Genomic DNA, 24540 nt, shown 5'->3' on the forward strand with positions numbered 1-24540 from the left:
GTATGCATACTGAAAAGCTGGACATGAACCTGCTCCGCCTGTTCGAGGCGGTGTACCGCCTGGGCAGCGTCAGCCGCGCCGCCGATGCGCTGGGGCTGTCCCAGCCGGCGGCCAGCCAGGGCCTGACGCGATTGCGGCTCGCGCTGGGCGATGCGCTGTTCGTGCGCGCCAACGGGCGCATGCGCCCGACGCTGCGCGCGGAGCGGCTGGCAAGCGTCGTTCAGCCGGCCGTCGCCGCCATCGAGGATGTGCTGCGGGACGAAGATGCCTTCGACCCCTCGCGCTCGCAGATGACCGTTCGGCTGCATCTGAACGACATCGGCGAGGCGCGGCTGCTGCCGGAACTGATGGAAGCCTTGCACCGCCAGGCACCCGGCATACGGGTGCATACGACGCCGCTGCCGCACGGGGAGATCACCGATGCCCTTGAAACCGGGGCTATCCATTTCGCACTCGGGTTTCTGCCCTCGGTCAGCGGAACGGAACGCGTTGAGCTCCTGCGCGACCGCTACGCGGTGGTGGTGCGGGCGGGGCATCCGATGGCCAAGGCCTCGAAGGCCTCGGATGTCCGCATGACGATCCAGGACCTGCGGCGCCTGGAGTACGTGGCCGTGCGCTCGCACTCGGAGACCTTGCGCATCCTGCAGCAGCTCGGCCTCGATGGACGGCTGGTGCTGAACTCGGCGCACTTCCTTGCGCTCCCGGCCATCATCGCGCGCACGGATTTCGCGGCTGTCATGCCGCAGGCGATCGCACGCAGGTTCATCGAACCGAAGCGCTACGCGGTGCTTCCGGCGGAGCTTCCCCGCAGCGCCTTCACCGTGTCGCTCCATTGGAGCCGCCGCTTCGAGTCGGATCCGGCGCACCACTGGATGCGGAATCTCTTCATTGGCCTTTTCAAGGACTAGGCCGCACTCGCGATCAACAGTGAGCGCTCTGCGCCATAGAGCTTCACACGCTTCCCATCAGCGGAGCGTGATGCCCGCCGTCTGGATGGTCCTGGCATAGCGCACGCGTTCGGCGGCGAGCGTGCGCGCCATGTCGGAGGGCGTGCCGCCTGCGATCTTGAAGCCTATGTCCTCGAGCTTCGCCCGCGTCCCCGGCGCGGAGATCACGGCCTGGATGTCGCGGTTGATCTTCGCCACCACCGCGGCCGGCGTGCCGGCCGGCGCGAAGTATCCCTGCCAGCTCTCCACGGCAAAGCCGGGCAGGCCGGACTCGGCCATGGTCGGCACATCGGGCAGGGCGCTCGAGCGGTACGCGGTGGTTACGGCCAGCGCACGCAGTTTGCCGGCGCGCACGTGGTCGGTGACCGCGGCCAGCGTGATCAGCGTGGCATCCACATGGCCGGCGAGCACGTCGAGGGTGGCGGGGCCGCCGCCGGAGTAGGGGATGTAGTTCACCTGTGCGCCGGTGTCCTGCGCGATCATTTCGTGCGCCACGTGGGCGATGCCGCCGTTGCCGGGCAGGCCGAGACTGATCGACTGCGGCTGCGCCTTTGCGCGAGCCAGGTAGCCGCGGAAGTCGTTGATGCCGGTCCTCGGGTTGACCACGAGGATCTGCGGATTCACCACCGCCTTGATCACCGGCCTGAAGGCCTTCTGCGCGTCGTAGGGAAGGCGCTCGAAAAGAATGGCGTTGAGCGTCAGGCCCTCGCCCTGCTGCAGCAGCGTGTGGCCGTCGGCCGGCGCCTTGGCCACGCGCGCGGCGCCGATGGTGCCGCTGGCGCCGGCCAGGTTCTCGACCACCACCGGCTGGCCCCAGCGTTCGGTCAGGCGTTCGGCGATGAGTCGCGTGAGCTTGTCGGCGCTGCCACCCGCGGCCACGGGCACCACGATGTGCACCGGTTTCGACGGGAATCCGGCCGCATCGTCGGCAGCGGCAGCGGCAGCGGCAGCGGCAGCGGCAGCGGCAGCGGCGAAGGGGTGAAGGCTTGCAAGGGCCAGGGCGCTTAGCAGCAAGGCGCGGCGACGTGCAGAGGGCATGAGGAATGTGTGCATCAGGCTGCGCAATCTAGAGGCGCATCCGCTCCAGGCCAACGAAGCAAACCGGATATGCGTAATCGAAAAACTTCGTTGGGAGCGCGCAGCCTGCTGCGTAGGCTGTCCGCAGCCTTGCTTTTCTTCTCTTGCCTGAAAGCCCCCATGAGCCTTAGCGAACTGTCCATCGAAACCGCGGGAAACGATGTCGCCAGCGACCGCGCGCGCGCCGTCGAAGCCTTCCTCGCGCAGGTCCGAAGCCTGCTGCTTCCCGGCGCAGCCGTCTCCCACGACACGTTGCAGCCCGTGGCCGATGCGCTGGTTCGGCTGGGTCAGCGCCGCGCGCTGTTTCCGGCCGCCCACTTCCCGGTCGATGCCGAGCACCCCGCGCAGGTCTACCGGCTGGCCGAGGACGTCGACGGCGGGTTCGCGCTGTACCTGTCGGCCGGCGTGGCAGGCAAGGCCCAGCCGCCGCACGACCACACGACGTGGGCGGTGATCGCAGGCGTGGAGGGCAACGAACGCAACGAGCTCTACCGCCGCGAGAAGACGAGCGACCGGGCACGCGATGCGCTGGTGCACCAGCGCACCGTCGACGTGGCCGCCGGAAGCGCCGTCGTGCTGCTGCCCGACGACGTGCACACCATCGAGCTGGTCGGCGGCCAGGACGGGCGCCACCTGCACTTCTACGGCCGTGCGCTCGAGCTGCTCGACAAGCGCGTGGTGTTCGAAGGCGCGGAGGGCGGCAGCTACCGCTATTTCGCGGCGCCGAAGAACATTCGCCACCCGGCGATCACGCCGCAGGCATTGAAGGCAGCCCTGTCCGACGGCGAGGAGATCGCGCTGCTCGACGTGCGCGAGGCCGGCGTCTTCGTGCGCAGCCACATCCTGCTCGCGGCCTCGGCGCCGCTGTGGCGGCTGGAGGTGCTGATCGACCGGCTCGTGCCGCGCCGCAGCACCCGCATCGTGCTGACCGATGCCGACGAAGCGCTCGCGCACCAGGCGGCGGCCAAGCTAGTGTGTCTGGGCTGGCGCAACGTGTCGGTGCTGGCCGGCGGGACGCAGGGGTGGGCCGCCGCGGGCTATGAACTGTTCAGCGGCAGCAACGTGCCGAGCAAGGCCTTCGGCGAGATCATCGAGCACCAGAAGCACACGCCCTGGATCTCCGTCGACGAACTGCACGAGCGCGTGGAGCGCGGCGACGACATCGTCGTGGTCGACAGCCGCACGCCGGAGGAATTTGCCGACTTCAGCCTGCCGTTTGCTCACAGCCTGCCGGGCGCCGAACTGGTCTACCGTATCCAGGAGCTCGCGCCCCGGCCCGAGACGCTGGTGGTGGTCAATTGCGCCGGCCGCACGCGCAGCATCGTGGGCGCGCAGACGCTCATCGACGCGGGAGTTCCCAATCCCGTGGTTTCGCTGAAGGACGGCACCATGGCTTGGCTGCTGGCGGGTCGCAAGCTCAGCCACGGCCGTGCTGCGCCGTTGCCCGAACCGGGCGAACACGCGCGGCAGGCGGCCCGTGGCCGTGCCGAGAGCGTGGCGGCGCGCGCAGGCGTGCGCCGTATCGACGCGGCCACGTTGGCGCGCTTCGAAGCCGAGTCCGACGAGCGCTCGCTCTACCGCTTCGACGTGCGCACGCGCCAGGAGTACGAGGCCGGGCACCTCGAAGGCTGGCGCTGGGCACCTGGGGGCCAGCTGGTGCAGGCGACCGACGAATACGTGGGCACCCGCCGCGCCCGCATCGTGCTGGCCGACTGGGACGGCGTGCGCGCTTTGACCACCGGCGCGTGGCTTGGGCAACTGGGCGGCCACGAGGTGTTCGTGCTTTCGCCACCGGCCTTGCCGGTGCTGGTGCTGGGCCCCGAACCCGTGCGCGTGCTGCAGCTGCGCGCGGGCGCACCGGAGATCGCGCCGCGCGAAGCCGCCGCCGCTCTGGAGGCCGGCACCGCGGTGGTGTTCGACGTGGAGCGCCGGTCGGCCTACGAGCGCCGGCATATCGCGGGGGCGCGCTTCTCCGTCCCCGACCGGCTGCAGGAATTCATCGCCGACCTGCCCGTGTCGCAGCGCATCGTGCTCACCTCGTCGGACGGCGTGCTCGCGCGCGTGGTGGCGGCGGAACTCGGCGCGCGCATCGGCCGCGAGGTTCATGCACTCGCAGGCGGCACCCAGGCCTGGGCCGCCGCGCGCTTGCCCACGGCCAGCGGGCCGGAAGGCGTGCTGACGGGCGACGACGATCATTGGTACAGCCCCTATGCACACGCCGATCTTGCCAAGCGCGACGCCGGCTTCAAGCAGTACCTGGACTGGGAGGTGGGCCTCGTGGCACAGCTCGAACGAGAGGGTGATGTGGGCATCCGCCTCGTTGCGCCGGCTGCATCCTGAGCCCCTTCGGGCAGAAGGCGCCGGGTCAGACGGGTGATGTGCCCCGGAATGGGCCCCCGCTGAACTTCAACGGGCCTCGGTAGCCGACAGCGCTTGCGCCAGGTCGGCGATCAGATCCTGCGGATCCTCCAGCCCGATGTGCAGCCGCACGACCGACGCGTCGCCGGTCCACTGCCGGTGCTCGCGCAACCGCTCGGGCTGAGCGGCCAGTGCAAGGCTTTCGTAGCCGCCCCACGAGGCGCCGATGCCGAAGAGCGCGAGCGCATCGACGAAAGCGTCGGCAGCGGCCGGCGTGGCATGGCGGAATTCGAAGGAAACCAGCCCGCTCGCCCCGCTGAAATCGCGCTTCCACAGCGTGTGGCCGGGATCGGTGGGCAGCGCCGGGTAGAAGACGCGCGACACCTGCGGCTGCTGATGCAGGAACTCAGCCACCGCGGTGGCATTGCGCTGGTGCTGCGCCAGCCGAACCGGCAGCGTGCGCAGGCCGCGCAGCGCGAGGTAGGCATCGTCGGCGCCGATGGTCAAGCCCAGCGCCTCATAGGCGGTCGAGAGCTTTGCGGCCAGCGCCGGGCTATCGACCACCACGATGCCCTGCATCAGGTCGGAATGGCCCGAGATGTACTTGGTGGCCGCCTGGATCGAGATGTTGGCGCCCAGCGCAAGCGGCCGATGGAACCAGCCGCCGCTCCAGGTGTTGTCGGTTGCCACGGTCACGCCGCGGTCGCGCGCAATGGCGCTCAGCGCGGGCAGGTCCAGCACCTCGTAGAGCAGCGAACTCGGCGATTCGAGGTACAGAAGCCTCGTATTCGGCCGCAGCAGGCTGGCCAGGTCGTCGTGCGTCGGCGAGAAATACTCGACCGTGATGCCCAGCCGCTGGAGCAGCGTGCTGTCGACCCGGCGCAGGGGCGCATACACGCCGTCGGCCACCAGCGCATGGTCGCCGGGCGAGAGCAGCGCGAGCAGCACCAGCGTGATCGCCGACAGCCCCGAAGGCGTGAGGAAGGCGTGGTGCCCGCCTTCGAGACCCACTACCGCGTCTTCGAGTGCGCGGTGGGTGTCCAGGCCATGGCGGCCGTAGGAGGCCACGCGTTCGCCCGCCGCGCGGCGGTGGTGGTGGTCGGCATGCGCGGCCGTGTTCTCGAAGCGCACGGTGCTTGTGCGCACCACAGGCACGTTGACCGGCCCCGCGCCGTCGCGCAGCGCGGCGGCGCCCGCATGCAGCAATCGGGTCGAGGAGCGCAGGTTTGCTGCCGGAGCTTTCGCGCTCATGCCACCGCCTTGCCCGGCTTGAGCTGCGTGGCGTTGTAGTTCACGACCGCACCGGTTTCCAGGTTCACGCCGATACGCTGCGAGAGGGTTTCGAGCGGACGGCCATACAGGTGGAAATGCAGCGTGGGCGTGTCGCCGATCACGTGGATGCTGTGCAGGTCGTCGGGCAAGAAGGCGATCGGCGTGCCCGGCTGCACCGTCATTTGCCGCTCAAGCTCCAGCCGCACCACGGTCGGGTCGCTGCGGTCGTCGGTGCGGCGGTAGATGCGGTTCTCCTCCTGCCCCTGGACCGCCACGATGGCGGCCCAGGTCGTGTGGTTGTGCGGAATCGACGTCTTTCCCGGGTTGATGGAGTTCAGATAGAGCGCCAGGTCTTCGTTGCCATCCTCGGGATTCAGTCGGTAGCGCGTGGAGGCGCCCACGCCTTCGGTGACAGCCGGTGGCGGAAAATCGGCGCTGGTGAACAGTTCGGTCAGTCCCGCGAGCTTTTCGAGGCGCGCCGTGATGCGCACAAGAACGGCGCGATCGAGGGGGTACGTGTTCGCGATGCGGCGGATGTCGGTCAGGGCCTGGTCGACGGCGACGCGGCGCTGGGCGGCCAATGCAGTGCCAGAGAGGCTGTGAGATGTGTTCATGGCTTCACGGGAGTGGTGGGTTCAGAGCGCAAAGCGCAGCCGCTCGAAAGGCAGCGCTTCGGCAAGGGGAGCGGGTCGTGCAGGCGCCGTGCGCGCGCCTTCGCCGAGCGCGCGGCGAAGGAAGGCGCGGGTGCGTTCGCTTTCGGGCCGCCCGAAGATGCGCGGCGCGGGGCCGTGTTCGACGATGACGCCGGCCTCGGTGAAATACACCTGGTCGCTGATCTCCTCGGCAAAGCGCATCTCGTGCGTCACCAGCACGCAGGTCAGGCCCTCCTGAACCAGGTCGCGGATCACGGTCAGCACCTCGCCGACGGTCTCCGGATCGAGAGCGGAGGTCACCTCGTCGAACAGGATCAGTTCGGGGCGCATGGCCAGCGCCCGCGCGATCGCGACGCGCTGCTGCTGCCCACCCGAGAGCTCGCCGGGATAGGCCGCCTCCTTGTGAGACAGGCGCACCTTGTCGAGCAGGGCGCGCGCCTCTTGCTGGGCTGCGGCGCGGTCGCGGCCCGCCACACGCGTGGGCGCGATCACCAGGTTTTCCAGCACGGTAAGGTGCGGAAACAGGTTGTACTGCTGGAACACGAAGCCCACCCGCTTGCGCAGTGCGATGAGCTCGGCCTCGGAGCGCAGCGTGTCCACCTGCGTGTCGCCCACACGGATCGTCCCGCGTTGCGGCCGCAGCAAGCCGGTGATGCAGCGCAGGATGGTCGATTTGCCCGATCCCGAAGGACCGATGATGGACACGGCCTGGCCCCGCCGCACCTCGAGGTCGATGCCCTTGAGCACCTCGTTGGCGCCGAACCGCAGGTGCACGTCGCCGAGCGCCACGAGCGGGGCTTCCTCTGCGACAGACGTGGAGCGGGTTTTATCAATGGCGGTCATGGCGGCGCTCCAGCGCGCGGGTGGCGCGCGCAATCGGATAGCAGTAGGCGAAGAACAGGCCCAGCAGCGTGAAATAGACAAGGATGGTGAAGTCGGTGCGCGCGACCGTGTTGCTCGCGATCTGTGCCGTGTCGACGACGTCGTGCACGCCCACCAGCGAGGCCAGCGCCGTGCTCATGGTGATGCTGGCGTACAAGTTCATCCACGGCGGCAGCATGCGGCGCAGGCACTGCGGCAGCACGATCAGGCGGAAGATCTCGCGGCGCCTGAATGCCAGCGACTGCGCGGCCTCCCACTGCGCGCTCGGGATCGACTGGATCGCGCCGCGGAAGATTTCCGCTACGTTCGCGCTGGCCGGCAGGGCCAGGCCCAGCACGACCTTGATCCAGTCGGGAAAGGGAAAAGTCCACGACACCAGGTGAAGCTCGAACGGAAACACGTACGTCGTGAAATAGACCAGCACCAGCACCGGCGCATTGCGAAAGACCTGCACGTACCATCGCGCGGCAACGCGCAGCACCCGAAGCGGCGAGAGCGCCAGCGCTCCGACCAGCAGTCCGGCCAACGTGCCCAGCGCCATTGCGAGCACACTGATCTCGATGTTGGCCAGCAGGCCGCGCAGCAGCGTGGGCAGCCATTTCCAGAGGTGGACGAAAGCCATGGGCGTGGTGCCTGTGCCGGCCCAGAACACCATGAGCGCCAGCGTGGCCCACGCCGCCAAGACCCAGGGACGGCGCCATGCGGGCGTGCCGGCCTGCGCGTCGAGAGCGGGGGCGCTGCCCTTCGGAAGTGCGAACTCACTGGCCATAGCCGGGCATCCTCAGGCGTACTTCGAGCCAGCGGCCCGCCAGGCTCACGAGCCAGGTCAGGAGGCCGAAGAAGATCAAGATCAGCAACAGCAGTTCGAGGACGTTGTCGCGCTGCGTCCAGATCATGATGGATTCATAGGTCACGTCTCCCACCGCGATGGCCGAGGCCACCGCGGTCATCTTGACCAGGTCGACCAGGTTGTTGACCAGCGAGGGCAGCGCGAAGCGCAGTGCCAGCGGCAGCTCCACGCGCGACAGTAGCTGGCGCTGCGAGAAGCCGAGCGAGCGCGCGGCCTCCAGCGTGACGCGCGGCACGGCCTCGATGCCCGCGCGCAGCGCCTCGGCGTGGAACACGCCCTTGTGCAGCGACACCACGATCACCACCCACACAAATGGCGTGAGCGGATTGCCGCCGGGTAGCTTCACGTGCTGCGTGATCAGCATGTTGAGCACGAGAAACGCGCAATACAGCTGCACCAGCGTGGGCGTGTTGCGCGTGAGTTCGACGAATGCGCGCGCCGGCTGCACCAGCCAGGAACGGCCCGAGGTCAGCGCCGCCGCGATCAGCACGCCTGCCGCGAGGCTCGCCGGAATGGTCAGCAGGCACAGCTGCAGCGTAACGCCGAGACCGCGCAGGAAGGCGCCGCGCTCGCCGGTGTCGAGCACGAAGGCGTAGTTCAGGCCCACCGCCCTGAGGGCGGCCACGGCCTGCGCGAGCAGCGTTTCGCTCATCGACGCTCAGGGCGCCTTGAACCTGGCCTGCAGTTCGGGCAGCAGTGGCTGCGGCGGCTCGATGCCGTTGCGCTTTTCGGTGGCGATCAGCCAGCCGCTGCGGTGCCATTGCTGGACCACCTTGTCGACGGCGGCAATGGTGTCGGCCTCGCCCTTGCGGGTCCACACCACCGACGGCGCGGGCAGGATCTCATCGCGGATCGGCGCCGCGTATGCGGCCCATTCGGCGTTGTTGCGCAACAGTGGCTGGATCAGCGTGGCGTCGTGCACGGCCGCCACGCAGTTACCGCCGCGCAGCGCGAGCAGCGATTCCGCAGAGCTCTTGAAGCCGCGCACCTGGGCACCGTATTGCTCCTGCAGCGGCTTCACGTAGCTGCTGCCCTGGGAAGCGCACACGACCTTGCCGCGCAGGTCTTCCCACTTGGCGATGCCGCTGGTCTTCTGCACCGCGGCCGTACCGCCTACGCGGTAGAAAGGCGTGGGCGCATGGCCGAGGATCTCGCCGCGGTCGGCGTTGTACTCCATCGAGGCGATCAGCAGGTCGACCTTGCCGGACTGCAGGAACTGCACGCGGTTCGAAGGCTGTACTTGCACCAGCTCGGCCTCGACACCGAGCTGCTTGGCCAGGTCGCGCGCCAAGTCGGGGTTCCAGCCGACCAGCTGCTGTGTGGCGGGGTCGATCGAGCCGAAGGGACCGCCGCCCACCACCACGCCGATGGCGACCTTGCCACGCTGCTTGATGCGGTCGAGCGTGGCGTCGGCATGCGCCGCGCCGGCGCACAGGCCGAGCACCGCGGCAAGCGCGATGACGGTGCGGGAAGAAACCAGTGAAGAGGGGAAGGAGGGCCGCGGGTGGGAAGTCATCGAATGCGTCAACGAATGCGAAATGCTAGAGAGTCGAAGAGAAGGCAGGCGGCGATCTTCCGGGGCCGCGGCTGCTGCCGCAACGAACGCCTTCGACTATCGATATGCGTTTTTTCACCCGGGAAACCGCATCGCATCCTCAGACCAGTTGGTTGTTTAGAACCGACTCTTCGGTTGTTGGAGCTTCATCACCCCGCTCCTACAGTGATGGTCATCGCCACCAAGCCGGATGGTGAATGAAGAAGCAATGCACAGGAACCCAAGCGGCGCTCACGCGCAATCCACGCTTCGTGCGCTCGAGGCCAGGTTTGCGAAGCACGGCGGCATAGTCGTTGACGTGGACATCCGTGTCGATCACGGGATGGTCGAGGCCGGCCAAGCTGCGACGTCCATGCCCTCCCGAGACCGGAGATCGAGCTGAGGTGTTCGATAGGACACAAAGTGTCCTATAATGATGTTCCTTCATTCGAACGGCTGGACCGCCGCTATCAAGGAGCGTTGAACATGACTACTCCCGCAGACCAACCATCGCATCTCGCGGAACGGGATGTCCTTCCCGCATGGACGGGCATCGTTCGGCACCTGCACATCACGCCTCGAGCCTTCCTTCCCATGGAGTCATTCGATCAGTTGACGCTCGTGGCCGGCAAAGGCATCGAAGGGGACAGGTACATGATCGGCCGGGAGTCCGGCTTCTACTCCCACAAGCCGGAGGAGGGGCGGCAGATCACGCTTTTCGAGATCGAGACGCTTGAGGCCTTGGCGCGCGATGCAAAGATCCAGATGCTGCCCGAGGAGCATCGCAGAAACGTGACCGTGCAAGGTGTGCCGCTCAATCATCTCGTCGGCCGCCAGTTCTGGGTCGGGGAAACGCTTCTCGAAGCCACCCGGCTGTCCACGCCGTGCCGCCACATCGAGGAGATCCTCGGCAAGGCGGTGTTCGATCCATTGATCAACAGGTCGGGGCTCAATTGCCGGATTCTGAAAGGCGGCGTCATCCGCGTGGGCGACGCTGTCCGCGGGGCGTGATATGCCGAAGGCGATCAAGCATCTTCAAGCTGTCGTTCGTGAAATCGACGCGCCCCTGGCGGGAGTCAAGCGGCTTGTGTTGACCGACCAGGACGGCTGGCGTTTGCCTGCGTTCAGGCCCGGAGCGCACATCGATCTTCATCTGGGCAATGGGCTCGTACGTACCTATTCCTTATGCAACGATCCCGCCGACTGCAGGAGATACGTTGTTGCGGTCAAACGCGAAGAGGAGGGGCGCGGCGGGTCTCGCCACATACACGACGAGCTTTGTGCGGGGCAGGTCATCGGTGTTTCGGTACCGCGCAGCGGGCTGGAGCTCTCGTCCACCGGAATGAACATCTTTGTTGCGGGCGGCATAGGCGTCACACCGTTCGTCTCGGCCATCCTGGCACTGGAGCGTGAAGGCAAGTCGAACTATCAGCTGCACTGGGCCAGCATGGGCGAGCCGAGCCTGATCGACATGCTGGAGCCGGCGGTAAAGGGTGGACGGGTCCACTTGTACAACACGCTCGAGGTCAGTCCGCCCGACATCCGATCCATCGTGGAGGGCTTCGGCCCGGACGCGAAGGCATTCTGCTGTGGGCCCACGGGGATGCTCGATGCATTCGAATCCGCTGTCGCCGAGTGGCCCGAAAGCCGCAAGCACGTCGAGCGGTTCACCGCGCCCAAGCTTGTGCCAACCCTGAACGCGCAGCCGTACAGCGTGGTGCTGGCCAAGAGCGGACGCGAGATGGAGGTGCAGCCCGAAGTGGGCCTTCTTGCCACGTTGGAGGCGATGGAGGCGGACATTTCCGTCTCATGCGCAGGCGGCATCTGCGGCGCATGCCGCACACGCTGGACCGAGGGGCCGCCCATCCATCATGACCGGGTACTGAGCGCTCAGGAGCGCGCGCATGAAGTGATCGTGTGCGTTGCGGAGTGCGCAGGGCCCCGGCTGGTGCTCGACCTCTAGGCTGCTGGGCGAGACACTCGTGCCAGAATCGGACCCCGCAGCAATTTCCAGAGGGTTGCAAGCAGCCGATCGGCCTGCCGTAGACCCGTTCAAAGCCTTGGCACTACACCTCAAGTACCTGCGCGTCCAAAGCGGACTGACGCTGGAGAATCTGGCTCGAGATTCAGGGCTGACGCGCAGCTATTTGTCGAAGATCGAGCGGGGCGTATCCACCCCGTCGATCGAGTCGGCGCTCAATATCGCCAAGGCCCTGGGCGTGACGGTGGACCGGCTCTTCGGACAACAGCCGGAGGAAGACGTCGTTTCGATCGTCCGGGGCAACGGATCCATTGCGGGAGATCCCACGACGCATCTCTCGCTGGTCGCGGGCCTTCGCGACGATCGCGTGATGCGGGCATTCATCGTGCGGCCGGGAAAAACCCAGAAGCGCGGCCGGATCATGAGCCACCATGAGGGCGAAGAAGTCCTCTTCGTTCTCACCGGCCACATCGAGATGCAGATCGGGGCGCGCAAGGAGCGGCTGGAGCCAGGCGACTGTGTGCAGTTCGACTCCACCATTCCGCACAAGCTCACGGCGCTCACCGACGAACCGGCCTCGGCCCTGGTCGTGATTGCCGCCACCGCATAGGCCCTCAGGCGCGGCTCGCCCCGCAGCCTGAACCCAGCCTCAGCGGGACGGCGCGAGCACCCCATTCGAAGAGAATCGCCGCAGCGTGGGCGCCGGCTTCAGCGGCGCTCCGGTGAGCTGCTGCACCGATTCAAGCGATGCACCCTCGAAAAGCGCCTGCACGACGAATCCATCGGCGGTGACGTCGATGATCGCGAGATTCGTGAACACCTTGGCCACGACACCCACTGCCGTGAGCGGCAAGGTGCAACGCTCGACCAGGCGCGGCTGGGCGTCGCGCGTGGTGTGCTCCATCATCACCCAGATCTGCTTGGCTCCCACGGCAAGATCGATCGCTCCGCCGATGGCCGGCGGCGCACCGTTCAGATCGCCCGTGGTCCAGTTGGCCAGGTCACCGTGCTGGGAGACCTGGAACGCACCGAGGATGGCGATGTCGAGGTGGCCTCCGCGCATCATCGAGAACGACAGGCTCGAGTCGAAGAAGGAGCCGCCGCGGGCGAGTGTGACGGGCATCTTCCCTGCATTGATCAGGTCCAGGTCTTCCTCTCCCTCGGCCGGTTTTGGCCCGACGTTGAGAATGCCGTTCTCGCTGTGGAGCATGACCGAGGTATCGGAGGGAAGATAATCCGCCACGCTCGTCGGTGCTCCGATGCCGAGGTTGACGAACCCTTGCTTGGGAAGCTGGTGTGCGACCAGGCGCGCGAGTTCCAGTCTGGATAGCGAGTTCATGCGGGCCTCGAGAGAAAGACGCGGTCGACAAAGATGCAAGGGGTGATGATGCCTTCGGGGTCGAGCTCGCCGGGCTCCAGGAGTTCGTCGACTTCCACCGCGACCACCTCTGCGGCAGTGGCCATCACCACGGAATGATTTCGTGCCGTCTTGTTGTAGTTCAGGTTGCCGAGCACATCGGCCTGCCGACCCTTCAGGAGCGAGAACTGCGCGTGCAAGGGCTTCTCCAGAAGGAACTCGCGGCCGTCGACCACGACCTTCTGCTTGCCCTTCTCGAACACGGTGCCTACACCCGTGGGAGTGAGGAATCCGCCAAGGCCCGCACCGCCGGCCCGGATGCGCTCGACCAGCGTGCCCTGCGGGACCAGTTCGAGTTCGACATCGCCGGCCCGGTATTGGTCGGCGAACACGTCCGCGCTTCGCGGATAGGAACAGATGATCTTGCGGACGATGCGCGCACCGAACCACAGCGAAAGGTCCTGGCCGCCGGAGCCTGCGTTGTTGGAGATGACGGTCAGTTCGCGCACCCCCAGGTCCAGTACCGCCTCGATCATCCCGCGCGGAACGCCCGCGCCGCCGAAACCGCCGACCATCACCGTGTCTCCGTCGCGCAAGCCAGCTACCGCGGCGCTCGCATCCTTGACGACCACATTTCTCATCGATCAGATTCCTTTTGCGCGGGCGAAGGCCCGTAGTCTTTGGCCAGGCCCTTGGCGATGCGGTCGAGCAGCATCTGACTGGTGCCGTCGCCAAATGCCGCCAGCCTTGTTTCGCTCGACAGCATGGAAAGGCGGTGATCGGCGCTCGCGCCGGTGGCGCCCATTGCACGCTGGCACTGGTCGAGTGCCCAGACGGCCACGTCGACGGCGAACTTCTTCGCCTGCGCGGCCAGCGTCAGGGCCGCCTTTCCCGTTTGCACGGCAATCGCAGCGCGCAGCACGAGTGCATTGGCTGCTTCCAGGCGCAGGGATACCTCCGCGAGTTCCCATCCGAGTCCCTGGTGCCTGAGCAGCGGCTTGCCGAAGGCTTGCCTTGATTCCGCGTAGCCGACCGTCTCTGCCAAGGCGGCCCTGGCAGAGGCGACGCACATTGCCGCGACGTGAACGCGTGCGGCATTGACGGATGCCATGGAAGACTTGAACGCCTGCCCCGGCGGGTCGAAGAGACACCAGTCGGGAACGAAATGATCCTGGAAGATCAGGGAGGCCAGCCTGAAGGACCGTGCCCCCGGCATGACGAGCTCTTCCCTGCGCAGCGTCGGCCCGTCAACCAGGGGCACCAGAAAAGACGCGATATCGTCAGCTTCCGCGCCGGCTGGGTCCTCAACTCTTGCAAGCAGGTTGGCGCACTGGATGATCGAACCGTTGGTGATCCACGACTTCGTGCCGCTGATCAGCCATCCGCCGTCCACGCGCCGTGCCATTGTCTTCAGCGCGGCCAGGTCGCTGCCGCCGTCCGGCTCCGACATGGCGGGGGCGCACAGCGTGCGCCCGCCCAGCATGGCGCCGAGGAGCTCGGCACGTTGCTTCTCGGAGCCGAAGCGGGCCACGCGAGTCACGGAGCCCTGCAGATTGTTGATGGCAAAGGCGGCGGCAAAGCCATGCTCCGCCATCGTCTGGGCCACACGGATCTTGCAGAGGAACGAGGCATCGTGGCCGCCGAATTCCCTTGGTGCTTGAAGCCCCAGGAAGCCTTCCTTTGCCCACCTGTCGATCCACGAAACATCGTAGGCGCGACCCTGCGTGTGCGACTGCAGGAGATGGGCGCTGAATTCGCCGCGGCAGAAGTCGCCGGCGGTCTCGACCAGCGATCTTTCCGCCGCGGACAGTCTCTCGTCGTAGAGGTCGTAGAAGTTCATCGGGTTCGAATACTCGGGTGGGATTCGTTCAGCGGGCCAGGGGCGTCGTCAGTGTCTTCGCCCAATCGTTCCAGAACACGATCTCCTTGGCCACCTGCTTGGTGTACAGATCGGGTGTCGACGCCTTTACCGGGACGGCGCCGAGCGTCTCCAACTGCGCCAGGAACTCGGGGCTCGTCACCACCTTGTCGAGCGCCGCCGCAATCTTCTGGACGACGGGGCCCGGCGTGCCGGCAGGTGCCGCAATGCCGAACCAGGGCGAAAGATCGATCGGCTTGCTGCCGGCTTCCTGGAGCGTGGGAAGGTCCGGGAATGCGGGCGAACGCTCCGGCGCGGCGACTGCAAGGGCCTTGATCTTTCCGGCGCGGATGTGCTGGGCGACCGTTGCCTCGGTGAAAAAGCCGACCTGCACCACGCCGGCCATGAGATCGGTGATGGGCTGTGCGCCGCCCTTGTAGTTGACGAACGTGAGTTGCGTGCCGTTGCGTGCATCGAACAGCGTTCCGCCGATGTGCGATGTCGCGCCGAAGGTGCCGCCGAAATTCAGCTTGCCGGGGTTTGCCTTGGCGTAGGCGATGAGCTCCTTGATGCTGTTGACCGGCACCTCGGGATTCACGACGACGAGGTTGCGCTGCTTGGCGACGTTCCTGACGTAGGCGAAATCCTTGAGCTGGTCATAGGAAAGCGTCGGATTCAAGGCTTGGCCGCGCGTCTGCGAGGACTCCACCGCGACGAGCAGGGTGTAGCCGTCCGGCTTCGCTTTGGCCACGGCGTCGGCACCGACGATGCCGCCGGCGCCCGCGCGGTTGTCAATGATGATCGTGCCATTGAGTTCCTTGCCCAGAGCCTGGGCAATCACGCGGGCAACGATGTCCGTGGGCCCCCCTGGCGGGAAACCCGCCACGAGCTTGATGGGCTTCGACGGATACGGCTCGTCGGCCAACGCGGTGGTGATGGCCAGGCAGGCGAGGCCGGCGGCGACAAGCCAGTTCTTGATGGAGTGGGGCTTCATGGGGCTTCCTTCTGCAGAAGTGAGGAGGTGGTAGAAGTATTGGCTACAGGACACATTGTGTCAATTAGGACTCGTATCAGGGTTTACGAGCAAGACTCGGGCCTGCGCTCAAGTCGGGAGAAATCTGCAGATTCGATCCTTCGGTCTCGCAATGAAGTGCGAATCGCCCAATGAAAGTGCGTGCGCGTCCGCATGTTGGTGCGACTCGGCGGATGCGCGAACGCCTTCGAGAAAGCAGTGGATGATCTCTAAGCGATCGGTCTAAAATTGCCGCATGATAGAAAAACCCAGAACGGCCGTGGCGCGCGGCAAGCGGCCTTCGCCGGCGTATGCGGCAACGCGCGATGTACTGATCCGATGCGGGATGGAGCTGCTCACCGAGCAGGGCTTCAGTTCGACGGGCCTGGATGCCGTGCTGAAGCGGGCGACCGTGCCCAAGGGCTCGTTCTATCACTACTTCGCAAACAAGGACGCATTCGGAGCGGCCGTGATGGACGCGTATGACGACTACTTCAAGCGCAAGCTCGATCGGTGGCTGCTGAACCAGGAACGCGCACCGCTCGATCGGCTTGCCGACTTCATTGCCGATGCATCCCGGGGCATGCGCAAGCACCGCTTCACGCGCGGCTGCCTGGTTGGCAACCTGAGCCAGGAACTGGGTGCCTTGCCTGTGGATTTTCGCGAACGACTCAATGCCATTCTTGTCGGCTGGCAGGAGCGGGTGGCTCGCTGCCTGCGAGAGGCCCAGTCCGCAGGAACCATTGCGGCAACGCTGGACGTCGAGCAGCTCGCCGAGTTCTTCTGGATCGCCTGGGAGGGGGCCGTGCTCCGAGCCAGGCTGGTGCAGTCGGACCGTCCCCTGGTGACCTTCATCGAGGCATTCCTGTTCAGCCTGGGCGCGCGCGCCCAGGCCTCGCCCCGCCACGCGGCGGATCAATGATTTTTATATTGGAGTGAAAACATGTTCAAAGGCATCGTCATTGAGAAAGACGCGGAGGGCTACCGCGCCTCGCTGGCCGAGATCGATGAAAACCGCCTGCCCGCAGGCGACGTCACGGTCCGTGTCGACTACAGCACGCTGAACTACAAGGATGGCCTGGCCATCACCGGAAAGGGTCCCGTCGTCCGGAGCTTCCCCATGGTCCCGGGCATCGACTTTGCGGGCGTGGTGGAGCAGAGCGACCATCCCGAATTCAAGCCGGGCGACACGGTGGTGCTCAACGGCTGGGGCGTTGGCGAAGCGCACTGGGGCGGGCTCGCACAGCGGGCGCGCGTGAAGGGCGACTGGTTGATTCCGCTTCCGAAGCGTTTCAGCACCAGGGATGCCATGGCCATCGGGACCGCGGGGTACACCGCCATGCTGTGCGTGCTGGCCCTGGAGCGGCATGGGCTCAAGGCGGGCGATGGGCCGGTGCTCGTGACGGGTGCGAACGGCGGCGTGGGAAGCGTTGCGATTGCCCTCTTGGCCAAGCTCGGGTACACGGTCACCGCGTCCACGGGGCGGCCGGGCGAGTCCGACTATCTTCGGCGGCTCGGTGCTACCGACGTGATCGATCGCAAGGAGTTGAGCGAACCGGGCAAGCCGCTGCAGAAGGAGCGCTGGGCCGCCGCCGTGGATTCGGTTGGCAGCCACACGCTAGCCAACGTATGCGCGCAGCTTCGATACAACGGCGTGGTCGCCGCGTGCGGCCTGGCCCAGGGGCTCGACCTGCCCGCGTCGGTTGCGCCGTTCATCCTCCGCGGTGTAAGCCTCGTCGGCATCGATAGCGTGATGCGGCCAAAGGCAGACCGCGTCGCGGCGTGGGAGCGGCTGGCGCGCGATCTGCACGGACCGTTCCTGGAAGACATTGCGACCGAGATCGCGCTGCCGCAAGCGATCGATGCGGCCGCGAGGCTCATGCGGGGCGAGATCCGCGGTCGCGTGGTCGTCGACGTGAACGCGTCTTGAGAATAGGACCGTCATGACGTATCGAGTGGCCGAGGCCATTGTCGACAGCATGGTCGCGCATGGTGCGGACCGTGCATTCAGCGTTCCCGGTGAAAGCTTCCTGGCGCTGCTGGACGCGCTTCATGCGCGGGAGGACTTCGATCTGGTGACATGCCGCCATGAAGGATCCGCGGCCCTGGCTGCGATTGCCGACGCCAAGCTGACGGGCCGCGCCGGCATCGTCATGGCGAGCAGGGGGCCGGGAGCCTTCAATGCCGCGATCGGCGTCCACGTGGCGGCCGAAGAAGCGGTACCGCTGATCCTCTTGATTGGTCAGGTCGAAACGCCGAACCTGGGCCGCGGCGCCGTTCAGGAAATCGATTCCGCCAAGGCTTTCTCCGGCTTGCTGAAATGGTCGGGGCGCATCGACAAGGCGGCGGCCGTCGCCGAAGTGATGGCCCGCGCCTTTGCCGCAGCTGCCTCGGGAACGCCGGGGCCGGTCGCGGTCGAGCTGCCCGAAGACGTGCTGACCGAACTGGTCGAGCGGCAGCCCGCGCGGGTTCACGGTGTGGCATTCGCCGAGGCGACCCTGGAGGATGCGGCGCGTGTGCACGATCTGCTTTCCAAGGCCAGCCGGCCGATCCTGATCGTGGGCGGTGAGTGCCGGACCGATGATTTCCGCAACGATCTCCAGGCGCTGGTTGGCCGATGGAACATTCCCGTTGCGGTCACCAACAAGAACCAGGACCAGTTCTCCAACGCAGACCCTCGCTGGTTGGGTCAACTGAGCTTCTTCACTTCGCCCGCGCACACGGCGCTCTTCAGCGAAGCCGACCTGATCGTTGCGATCGGCAGCCGCATGGGCGACGTGTCGTCCCTGGGGTTCGCCTTTCCGCGGCAAGGCACCAATCCGCAGAAGTTCGTTCACGTGTATCCCGATCCGTCGATTATCGGGCGCCACTTCGCCACGGAACTGCCGATCGTCTCGACGGCGCACGGCTTCGTGCGTGCCGCATTGCGCCATGGCGGCTCCAGGGCGGTGTCGAGCCAGTGGCTCGAGCGGGTGCGTGCGGCGGCCGACCGCGCGCACGGCTGGCAGCCACAAAATGTGGTGGCGAACGACGTTCTGGGCCACACCATCATGGCGATCGCACGGTTGGCCCGGAACGATGCAGTCCTGACCACCGATTCGGGCAACTTTGCAGCCTGGGTTCACCGCATCTTCAAGATGACGCCGGCAAACCGGCTGCTCGGCTCGGCTTGCGGAGCCATGGGAACGGGTGTCCCGGCAGGCATAGCGGCTGCCTTGCGCCATTCCGGGCGAGAAGTACTCGCCTTCGTCGGCGATGGCGGATTTTTGATGAACGGCAACGAATTGATCACCGCGGTCGACAGGGGGCTGAACCTGCGCGTGGTGGTGTCGAACAACGGGTCGTACGGCACCATCCGCACCCACCAGCAGCGGCACTTTCCCCATCGCATCAGCGGCACGGACCTGGCGAATCCCGGCTTTGCAAAACTAGCCGAGGCGTTCGGCGCCCGCGGATTCAAGATCGAGCACTCCAGGGATGCCGCAGGCATCGTCGAGCAAGCCATGAGCGTCGAGGGACCGGCGTTGATCGAAGTCTGCAGCGATCCGGACATGTCGGTGGAACGCTCCCTCAAGTGGGATTGAGCGCCCGTCCATTCTTCCGGCGTGTCGCCGCGCGAAGCTCATAGCTGCTATGAGCTGGGCTGCATGGTGTGTCGAGCCGAAGCCCAGGATACTTTGTGTCATTACAAGGACACGGAGACACGCCACATGGCTGAAGACCTGCGATCAAAGAACTACTTTGACGATCGTGCCACCCGGGAGATGGCCAAGCACCTGGCGTCACCTCGCCGGACCTTGAAGGAAAACCTGGCCTGTGCTTGCCGGATCCTTGCCATGACGGGGCAGGAAGCGGGTCTTGCAGGCCAGATCAGCGCACGGTCCGAGAGAGCAGGCGCGTACTGGACACTCAGGTTCGGTCTCGGCTTCGACGAAGCCACCCCGGACGACTTCATCGAAGTCGATGGCGACCTGAACACGCTGACGGGGAGCGGCATGCCGAACCCCGCGACGCGGTTCCACCTGTGGGTGTACGAGGCGCGGCCCGACGTTCAGTCCATCGTCCACACGCATTCGCCCTGGGCCTCCGCGCTCGCCGCAGCCAGGCAGCCACTGGTCATCGCTCAGATGGACATGACGCCGCTGCATGACGATTGCGCATTCCTCGCGGAGTGGCCGGGGGTGCCGATTGCGGATGATGAAGGGGTCATCATCTCGCGGGCGCTCGGATCGAAGCGAGCCATCATCCTGGCGCACCACGGCTACCTGACGGCGGGGACAACGACACAGGAAGCCACCTACCTGTCGGTGTATCTCGAGCGTGCCGCGCGGATGCAGATCCGGGCGCAGGCCGCATTCGGCCCGTTGACGCCGGTGGACGACACGCTGGCGCGCGAGGCGCACGACTATCTGCTGAAGCCTTCGATCGTGAACAGCACCTTCGATTACTGGTGCCGGCAGGCCGAAGCAAGCTCGGCAGCGCCGCTCGCCGGCCGGCCGCGCCCCTAGAGCACTCGCCCCACACCTGCGCCTTGAGTTCGATGGGCGTGCATCCGGCATGTCCGTCCCGGACCTCGTTCGCCCGCCCGCTCTCCATGCCCAGCGTCCGCGCTGAAAAACCTCCAGTCCACAAGAAAGATCGCCATGAAACTTGTCCGCCTCGCGGCCGCCGCCCTGATGGGCCTTTGTCTTTCAGGCATGGGCCATGCCGGCCAAACATTCGATACGGTGAAGAAGCGAGGCTTCGTGCAGTGCGGGGTCTCGACGAATCTCCCCGGATTCGCATTCACCGACAGCAAGGGAGAGTGGCAGGGCATCGACGTGGACACCTGCCGCGCCATTGCAGCCGCGATGTTCGGCAATGCGACCAAGTTCAAGGTGATCCCGCTCACCACGCAAGCACGCTTCACTGCGCTGCAGTCCGGCGAAGTCGACGTGCTGACGCGCAACACCACCCAGACGATGTCGCGCGACACCACGCTGGGCCTCATTGGCGTTGGCGTGAACTTTTATGACAGCCAGGGCATCATGGTGACCAAGGATGCCAACGTCAGCAGCGCGAAGAACCTGGCTGGCGCAACCATCTGCGTCCTTCCGGGGACCACCACCGAGCTGAACCTCACCGACTGGTTTCGCGGTCTCAAGCAAAGCTTCAAGCCGGTGCTGCTGGACACCGTCGACGAGATCAAGCGCGCGTTCGCGGCGGGCCGCTGCGATGGCATCACGATGGACAAGTCGCAGCTGGCGCTCGCGCGTATCGCCTTTGGAAACACGGACAAGTATGTGATCCTGCCCGAGCCGCTGTCCAAGGAGCCTCTCGGACCGATGGTCCGCCAAGGCGACGAAGCCTGGTTCAACGTCGTGCGCTGGTCGCTCAATGCGCTTCTGGAGGCGGAGGAATACAACCTGACGTCCAAGAACGTCGACGAGATCGCAAAGGGCAGCATCCCGCCCAACATTCAGCGGATCCTCGGTACGTCTCCTGGCATGGGCAAGGGACTCGGGCTTGACGACAAGTGGGCATACAACATCATCAAGCAGGTCGGCAACTACGGCGAGATGTTCGACCGCAGCCTGGGCGCCGGGAGTCCGATGAAGCTTGATCGCGGCCTGAATGCCTTGTACACGAAGGGCGGCTTGATGTACGGGTGGCCCATTCGATAGCGCCACGCTTGTGCGACAGGCCTCCCCATGAGCTCACACCACCGCGCTCCGCTCAAGTTCAGCTGGAACAATCCGGAGTTCAGGGCACTTGCCTACCAATTCGTCGTCGTGGGGCTGGCCGCCCTCATGGCGTACTACCTTGTCTCCAACACCTTGCACAACCTCGCGACCCGCAACATCGCAACCGGTTTTGCATTCCTGGAAAGAGAAGCGGGGTTCGCCATCGGCGAGTCGCTGATCGAGTATTCCCCTTCGGACACCTACGCCCGCGCCATTCTCGTGGGACTCGCCAACACGCTGCGGGTCTCCGCCGTTGCGCTGGTGCTGGCCACGGTGCTCGGGGTCGTCGTCGGGATCGCCCGGCTGTCGAGCAACTGGCTCATCGTGCGGCTGGCAAGTGCCTACGTCGAACTGATCCGCAACGTGCCGCTTCTGCTGCAGCTCTTGATCTGGTATGCCGTCATCGGTGAACTGCTGCCGGGTCCGAAGTCTGCCTTTCATCCGCTTCCGGGCGTCTACCTGTCGAACCGCGGCATGCTGATGCCATCGGTCGACGGACCGGCCGTTGCGGGAATTCTTTGGGGATTGGTGATCTCCGTACTCACGATCGTGGCAGTTGGCCGATGGCAGCGCTCCAGCCGGCGCCGGACCGGCACCCAATCGAAACTTTGGCCTCTCGCCGTGATGCTCTTGCTGCTCATGCCAATGGCCGGCTGGCTGCTCGGAGGCCGCGAATTTCATCTCAGCATTCCTCACCGGAGCGGATTCAACTTCGAAGGAGGCTGGGCGCTCTCTCCCGAGCTGTTCGCATTGCTGGTCGGCCTCGTCACCTACACGGCCGGGTTCATTGCAGAGATCGTCCGCGCCGGCGTCCAATCGGTGAGCCACGGCCAATGGGAGGCGGCACAGACGCTTGGGCTTCCGAGGTCCCGGGTGCTCCGGCTCGTCATCCTGCCCCAGGCGCTTCGCGTGATCGTGCCCCCCACGACGAGCCAGTACCTGAACCTGGTCAAGAACAGCTCGCTCGCCGTCGCGATCGGCTACCCCGACCTGGTTTCCGTCGTCAACACGGTGTTGAACCAGACCGGCCAGGCGATCGAGGGCGTCCTGATCATCATGGCCGCCTTCATGACTGTGAGCCTCACAGTTTCGCTGTTGATGAACTGGTACAACAAGCGCATTGCGCTGGTGGAAAGATAAGCATGAGCACCACCACCCAAATGGATCGGCCCGTCTTGCTGGCGCCGCCCAGAGTCCGGGCCAGGCTCATGACCAGGCTGCGCCAAAGCCTCTTCCAGTCTCCAGCGAGCGCTGTATTGACGATCCTGACGATCTGGTTCGTTCTGATGCTGGCACCGCCACTTGTGCAATGGCTGTTGGTCAAGGCCAGCTTCCAAGCCCCCGACGCCCAGGCCTGCAGGGAGGCGGGTGGGGCTTGCTGGGCTTTCATCCGGGAGAAGTATCGGCTCATTCTCTTCGGCACCTATCCGCATGCCGAGCAATGGCGGCCATTGCTGGCGACGGCGCTGCTGGTCGCGTCGATCGTGTGGACCGCCACGCGCAGGCTGGCCGGACTCCAGATCGTCGGGCTGTGGGCGTTCACGATCCTGGCCGTGGCGACCTTGATGTGGGGCGGCTTGCTCGGTCTGGCCTTCGTCGAGAACACGCGCTGGGGCGGCTTGCCCCTGACGCTGATCCTGTCGACATTCGGGATCGCGTTTGCCTTTCCCATCGGCATCCTGCTCGCCCTGGGACGCCGCTCCCGGATGCCGGCCATCAAGGCAATGTGCGTTGCATACATCGAGCTGATACGCGGCGTGCCCTTGATCAGCCTGCTGTTCATGTCGTCGGTGATGCTGCCCCTGTTCTTGCCGGAGGGCTTCAGCATCGACAAGCTGTTGAGGGCACAGCTGGCGATCATCTTTTTTGCGGCGGCCTACGTTGCGGAAATTGTCCGCGGCGGGCTCCAGGCCATTCCCAAGGGCCAATACGAGGGCGCCGAGTCCATCGGATTGAGTTACTGGCAGCAGACGCGCAAGATCGTCCTGCCCCAGGCCCTCAAGGTCGTGATTCCGCCGCTGGTGAGCACCTTCATCGCGCTGTTCAAGGACACCTCGCTGGTCGTCATCATCGGGATCTTCGACCTGACGCAAGCAGCGAAGGCGGCTCTTGCGGATCCCGCATGGACAGGCTTTGGCGTGGAGGCCTACTTGTTCATCGGCCTGATCTATTTCGTCTTCTGCTATTCCATATCGAGGTACAGCCGATCTCTCGAGTTGGATCTGAAGCGCTAGCGTCCAAAGGGAACATCAATGAGCGAAGTCATCGTCAGTCTGCAGAAGGTCAACAAATGGTACGGGGACTTTCATGTCTTGCAAAACATCGATCTGAACGTGCAGAGGGGAGAGCGGATCGTGATCTGCGGACCGTCCGGGTCGGGCAAGTCCACGATGATCCGCTGCATCAACCGGCTCGAGGAACACCAGTCGGGGCTCATCATGGTGGATGGCGTTGAACTGATCCATGACCTGAAGCGCATCGAGGCCATCAGGAAAGAAGTGGGCATGGTGTTCCAGCACTTCAACCTGTTTCCTCACCTCACCGTGCTGGAGAACCTCACGCTGGGGCCGACCTGGGTCCTGAAGAAGCCGCTGGCCGAGGCGCAGGCAATCGCAATGAAATACCTGGAGCGGGTTCGCATTCCGGATCAGGCGCACAAGTACCCGGGCCAACTGTCCGGGGGACAACAGCAGCGCGTTGCTATCGCGAGGTCGCTGTGCATGTCGCCCAAGGTCATGCTGTTCGACGAACCCACTTCGGCGCTCGACCCCGAAATGGTCAAGGAAGTGCTCGACGTGATGGTGAGCCTCGCCGAGGAGACGAAGATGACCATGCTCTGCGTGACGCACGAGATGGGCTTCGCCCGCAAGGTGGCGGACCGGGTGATCTTCATGGACCGGGGGGAGATCGTCGAAGAGAACGTTCCAGAGCGGTTCTTCGGCAACCCGCAGACAGATCGCGCCCGCCAGTTTCTGAACCAGATCGTCCACTAGGCGCAGGCGCTGCCGCCGGGATGCCGGCATGTTTTTATCGACG

At 65.6% G+C, this 24540-nt stretch carries 25 protein-coding genes; 13 read left to right on the plus strand and 12 right to left on the minus strand.

Features of this window, described 5'->3' with window-relative positions; all coding sequences use genetic code 11:
* Positions 1–2 precede the first annotated feature (2 nt).
* A complete protein-coding gene (locus BLR24_RS29410; RefSeq protein WP_093024080.1) occupies positions 3–908 on the plus strand; it encodes a LysR family transcriptional regulator in 906 nt (301 codons plus the stop codon).
* 57 nt (positions 909–965) lie between these two features.
* On the opposite strand, the gene BLR24_RS29415 is transcribed toward BLR24_RS29410, so the two are convergent.
* On the minus strand, positions 966–1961 hold the full coding sequence (locus BLR24_RS29415; RefSeq protein WP_093024134.1) for a tripartite tricarboxylate transporter substrate binding protein: 996 nt from the start codon (positions 1959–1961) through the stop codon (positions 966–968).
* Positions 1962–2144: 183 nt separating this feature from the next.
* Between BLR24_RS29415 and BLR24_RS29420 the strand changes: the two genes are divergently transcribed.
* A complete protein-coding gene (locus BLR24_RS29420; RefSeq protein ID WP_093024082.1) occupies positions 2145–4364 on the plus strand; it encodes a rhodanese-like domain-containing protein in 2220 nt (739 codons plus the stop codon).
* A gap of 66 nt (positions 4365–4430) precedes the next feature.
* Here the strand turns inward: BLR24_RS29420 and metC are convergent, their stop codons facing one another.
* The 7 genes from metC to BLR24_RS30830 form a co-directional block, all read right to left on the minus strand.
* The gene (gene metC, locus BLR24_RS29425) at positions 4431–5633 is read right to left on the minus strand and encodes a cystathionine beta-lyase (protein ID WP_093024084.1); all 1203 of its coding nucleotides are present in this window, start codon (positions 5631–5633) and stop codon (positions 4431–4433) included.
* Complete coding sequence (locus BLR24_RS29430) at positions 5630–6268, minus strand: cysteine dioxygenase family protein (protein ID WP_093024086.1); 639 nt, start codon at positions 6266–6268, stop codon at positions 5630–5632. The genes metC and BLR24_RS29430 overlap by 4 nt, the downstream gene beginning before the upstream one ends.
* Positions 6269–6289: 21 nt before the next feature.
* Positions 6290–7150, minus strand: a complete 861-nt coding sequence (locus BLR24_RS29435; RefSeq protein ID WP_093024136.1) for an amino acid ABC transporter ATP-binding protein — start codon at positions 7148–7150, stop codon at positions 6290–6292.
* Positions 7137–7958, minus strand: a complete 822-nt coding sequence (locus tag BLR24_RS29440) for an amino acid ABC transporter permease (protein ID WP_093024088.1) — start codon at positions 7956–7958, stop codon at positions 7137–7139. Before BLR24_RS29440 ends, BLR24_RS29435 begins: the two co-directional genes overlap by 14 nt.
* Positions 7948–8691 (minus strand): amino acid ABC transporter permease, encoded by a 744-nt coding sequence (locus BLR24_RS29445; protein WP_093024090.1) that lies wholly within the window; start codon positions 8689–8691, stop codon positions 7948–7950. The genes BLR24_RS29440 and BLR24_RS29445 overlap by 11 nt, the downstream gene beginning before the upstream one ends.
* Positions 8692–8697: 6 nt before the next feature.
* Entirely contained in the window at positions 8698–9555 is an 858-nt protein-coding gene (locus BLR24_RS29450) for a transporter substrate-binding domain-containing protein (protein WP_093024092.1), read from the minus strand.
* Positions 9556–9766: 211 nt separating this feature from the next.
* Entirely contained in the window at positions 9767–9934 is a 168-nt protein-coding gene (locus tag BLR24_RS30830; RefSeq protein WP_175543380.1) for a hypothetical protein, read from the minus strand.
* Between the two features lie 125 nt (positions 9935–10059).
* Between BLR24_RS30830 and BLR24_RS29460 the strand changes: the two genes are divergently transcribed.
* The 3 genes from BLR24_RS29460 to BLR24_RS29470 are packed head-to-tail and all read left to right on the plus strand — an operon-like array spanning position 10060 to position 12164.
* Positions 10060–10584, plus strand: coding sequence for an MOSC domain-containing protein (locus tag BLR24_RS29460; protein WP_093024138.1), 525 nt, complete (start codon positions 10060–10062; stop codon positions 10582–10584).
* Between the two features lies 1 nt (position 10585).
* Positions 10586–11536, plus strand: coding sequence for a PDR/VanB family oxidoreductase (locus BLR24_RS29465; protein ID WP_093024096.1), 951 nt, complete (start codon positions 10586–10588; stop codon positions 11534–11536).
* Between the two features lie 19 nt (positions 11537–11555).
* Complete coding sequence (locus tag BLR24_RS29470; RefSeq protein ID WP_217636352.1) at positions 11556–12164, plus strand: helix-turn-helix domain-containing protein; 609 nt, start codon at positions 11556–11558, stop codon at positions 12162–12164.
* A 39-nt stretch (positions 12165–12203) separates the two neighbouring features.
* Here the strand turns inward: BLR24_RS29470 and BLR24_RS29475 are convergent, their stop codons facing one another.
* The 4 genes from BLR24_RS29475 to BLR24_RS29490 are packed head-to-tail and all read right to left on the minus strand — an operon-like array spanning position 12204 to position 15763.
* Positions 12204–12893, minus strand: a complete 690-nt coding sequence (locus BLR24_RS29475) for a 3-oxoacid CoA-transferase subunit B (protein WP_093024098.1) — start codon at positions 12891–12893, stop codon at positions 12204–12206.
* Entirely contained in the window at positions 12890–13552 is a 663-nt protein-coding gene (locus BLR24_RS29480; protein ID WP_093024100.1) for a CoA transferase subunit A, read from the minus strand. The genes BLR24_RS29475 and BLR24_RS29480 overlap by 4 nt, the downstream gene beginning before the upstream one ends.
* Positions 13549–14751 (minus strand): acyl-CoA dehydrogenase family protein, encoded by a 1203-nt coding sequence (locus BLR24_RS29485; RefSeq protein ID WP_093024102.1) that lies wholly within the window; start codon positions 14749–14751, stop codon positions 13549–13551. The genes BLR24_RS29480 and BLR24_RS29485 overlap by 4 nt, the downstream gene beginning before the upstream one ends.
* 28 nt (positions 14752–14779) lie before the next feature.
* Entirely contained in the window at positions 14780–15763 is a 984-nt protein-coding gene (locus tag BLR24_RS29490) for a Bug family tripartite tricarboxylate transporter substrate binding protein (protein ID WP_093024104.1), read from the minus strand.
* Between the two features lie 274 nt (positions 15764–16037).
* Between BLR24_RS29490 and BLR24_RS29495 the strand changes: the two genes are divergently transcribed.
* The 8 genes from BLR24_RS29495 to BLR24_RS29530 all read left to right on the plus strand — a co-directional run bounded on the left by BLR24_RS29495 (position 16038) and on the right by BLR24_RS29530 (position 24497).
* Positions 16038–16703 (plus strand): acrylate utilization transcriptional regulator AcuR, encoded by a 666-nt coding sequence (locus BLR24_RS29495; RefSeq protein ID WP_093024106.1) that lies wholly within the window; start codon positions 16038–16040, stop codon positions 16701–16703.
* 21 nt (positions 16704–16724) lie between these two features.
* Entirely contained in the window at positions 16725–17711 is a 987-nt protein-coding gene (locus BLR24_RS29500) for an acrylyl-CoA reductase (NADPH) (protein WP_093024108.1), read from the plus strand.
* 13 nt (positions 17712–17724) lie between these two features.
* A complete protein-coding gene (locus BLR24_RS29505; RefSeq protein ID WP_093024110.1) occupies positions 17725–19365 on the plus strand; it encodes a thiamine pyrophosphate-dependent enzyme in 1641 nt (546 codons plus the stop codon).
* Between the two features lie 126 nt (positions 19366–19491).
* Positions 19492–20289 carry an aldolase gene (locus tag BLR24_RS29510; RefSeq protein ID WP_093024112.1) on the plus strand — a complete coding sequence of 266 codons (798 nt, stop codon included), beginning with the start codon at positions 19492–19494 and terminating at the stop codon, positions 20287–20289.
* A gap of 135 nt (positions 20290–20424) precedes the next feature.
* Entirely contained in the window at positions 20425–21444 is a 1020-nt protein-coding gene (locus BLR24_RS29515; protein WP_093024114.1) for an amino acid ABC transporter substrate-binding protein, read from the plus strand.
* 27 nt (positions 21445–21471) lie between these two features.
* The gene (locus tag BLR24_RS29520) at positions 21472–22644 is read left to right on the plus strand and encodes an amino acid ABC transporter permease (protein WP_093024116.1); all 1173 of its coding nucleotides are present in this window, start codon (positions 21472–21474) and stop codon (positions 22642–22644) included.
* A 20-nt stretch (positions 22645–22664) separates the two neighbouring features.
* A complete protein-coding gene (locus tag BLR24_RS29525; protein ID WP_254787652.1) occupies positions 22665–23738 on the plus strand; it encodes an amino acid ABC transporter permease in 1074 nt (357 codons plus the stop codon).
* Positions 23739–23756: 18 nt separating this feature from the next.
* On the plus strand, positions 23757–24497 hold the full coding sequence (locus tag BLR24_RS29530; RefSeq protein ID WP_093024120.1) for an amino acid ABC transporter ATP-binding protein: 741 nt from the start codon (positions 23757–23759) through the stop codon (positions 24495–24497).
* The last annotated feature ends 43 nt before the right edge of the window (positions 24498–24540 follow it).

The organism is Variovorax sp. OV700, from assembly GCF_900099805.1.
Taxonomy (GTDB): domain Bacteria; phylum Pseudomonadota; class Gammaproteobacteria; order Burkholderiales; family Burkholderiaceae_C; genus Variovorax.

Bases quoted from the DNA above. Each gene is read 5' to 3' on its own strand.
- BLR24_RS29410 (WP_093024080.1), top strand. From the start codon at position 3: ATGCATACTGAAAAGCTGGACATGAACCTGCTCCGCCTGTTCGAGGCG.
- BLR24_RS29420 (WP_093024082.1), top strand. From the start codon at position 2,145: ATGAGCCTTAGCGAACTGTCCATCGAAACCGCGGGAAACGATGTCGCC.
- metC (WP_093024084.1), bottom strand. From the start codon at position 5,633: ATGAGCGCGAAAGCTCCGGCAGCAAACCTGCGCTCCTCGACCCGATTG.
- BLR24_RS29430 (WP_093024086.1), bottom strand. From the start codon at position 6,268: ATGAACACATCTCACAGCCTCTCTGGCACTGCATTGGCCGCCCAGCGC.
- BLR24_RS29435 (WP_093024136.1), bottom strand. From the start codon at position 7,150: ATGACCGCCATTGATAAAACCCGCTCCACGTCTGTCGCAGAGGAAGCC.
- BLR24_RS29440 (WP_093024088.1), bottom strand. From the start codon at position 7,958: ATGGCCAGTGAGTTCGCACTTCCGAAGGGCAGCGCCCCCGCTCTCGAC.
- BLR24_RS29445 (WP_093024090.1), bottom strand. From the start codon at position 8,691: ATGAGCGAAACGCTGCTCGCGCAGGCCGTGGCCGCCCTCAGGGCGGTG.
- BLR24_RS29450 (WP_093024092.1), bottom strand. From the start codon at position 9,555: ATGACTTCCCACCCGCGGCCCTCCTTCCCCTCTTCACTGGTTTCTTCC.
- BLR24_RS29460 (WP_093024138.1), top strand. From the start codon at position 10,060: ATGACTACTCCCGCAGACCAACCATCGCATCTCGCGGAACGGGATGTC.
- BLR24_RS29465 (WP_093024096.1), top strand. From the start codon at position 10,586: ATGCCGAAGGCGATCAAGCATCTTCAAGCTGTCGTTCGTGAAATCGAC.
- BLR24_RS29475 (WP_093024098.1), bottom strand. From the start codon at position 12,893: ATGAACTCGCTATCCAGACTGGAACTCGCGCGCCTGGTCGCACACCAG.
- BLR24_RS29480 (WP_093024100.1), bottom strand. From the start codon at position 13,552: ATGAGAAATGTGGTCGTCAAGGATGCGAGCGCCGCGGTAGCTGGCTTG.
- BLR24_RS29485 (WP_093024102.1), bottom strand. From the start codon at position 14,751: ATGAACTTCTACGACCTCTACGACGAGAGACTGTCCGCGGCGGAAAGA.
- BLR24_RS29490 (WP_093024104.1), bottom strand. From the start codon at position 15,763: ATGAAGCCCCACTCCATCAAGAACTGGCTTGTCGCCGCCGGCCTCGCC.
- BLR24_RS29495 (WP_093024106.1), top strand. From the start codon at position 16,038: ATGATAGAAAAACCCAGAACGGCCGTGGCGCGCGGCAAGCGGCCTTCG.
- BLR24_RS29500 (WP_093024108.1), top strand. From the start codon at position 16,725: ATGTTCAAAGGCATCGTCATTGAGAAAGACGCGGAGGGCTACCGCGCC.
- BLR24_RS29505 (WP_093024110.1), top strand. From the start codon at position 17,725: ATGACGTATCGAGTGGCCGAGGCCATTGTCGACAGCATGGTCGCGCAT.
- BLR24_RS29510 (WP_093024112.1), top strand. From the start codon at position 19,492: ATGGCTGAAGACCTGCGATCAAAGAACTACTTTGACGATCGTGCCACC.
- BLR24_RS29515 (WP_093024114.1), top strand. From the start codon at position 20,425: ATGAAACTTGTCCGCCTCGCGGCCGCCGCCCTGATGGGCCTTTGTCTT.
- BLR24_RS29520 (WP_093024116.1), top strand. From the start codon at position 21,472: ATGAGCTCACACCACCGCGCTCCGCTCAAGTTCAGCTGGAACAATCCG.
- BLR24_RS29525 (WP_254787652.1), top strand. From the start codon at position 22,665: ATGGATCGGCCCGTCTTGCTGGCGCCGCCCAGAGTCCGGGCCAGGCTC.
- BLR24_RS29530 (WP_093024120.1), top strand. From the start codon at position 23,757: ATGAGCGAAGTCATCGTCAGTCTGCAGAAGGTCAACAAATGGTACGGG.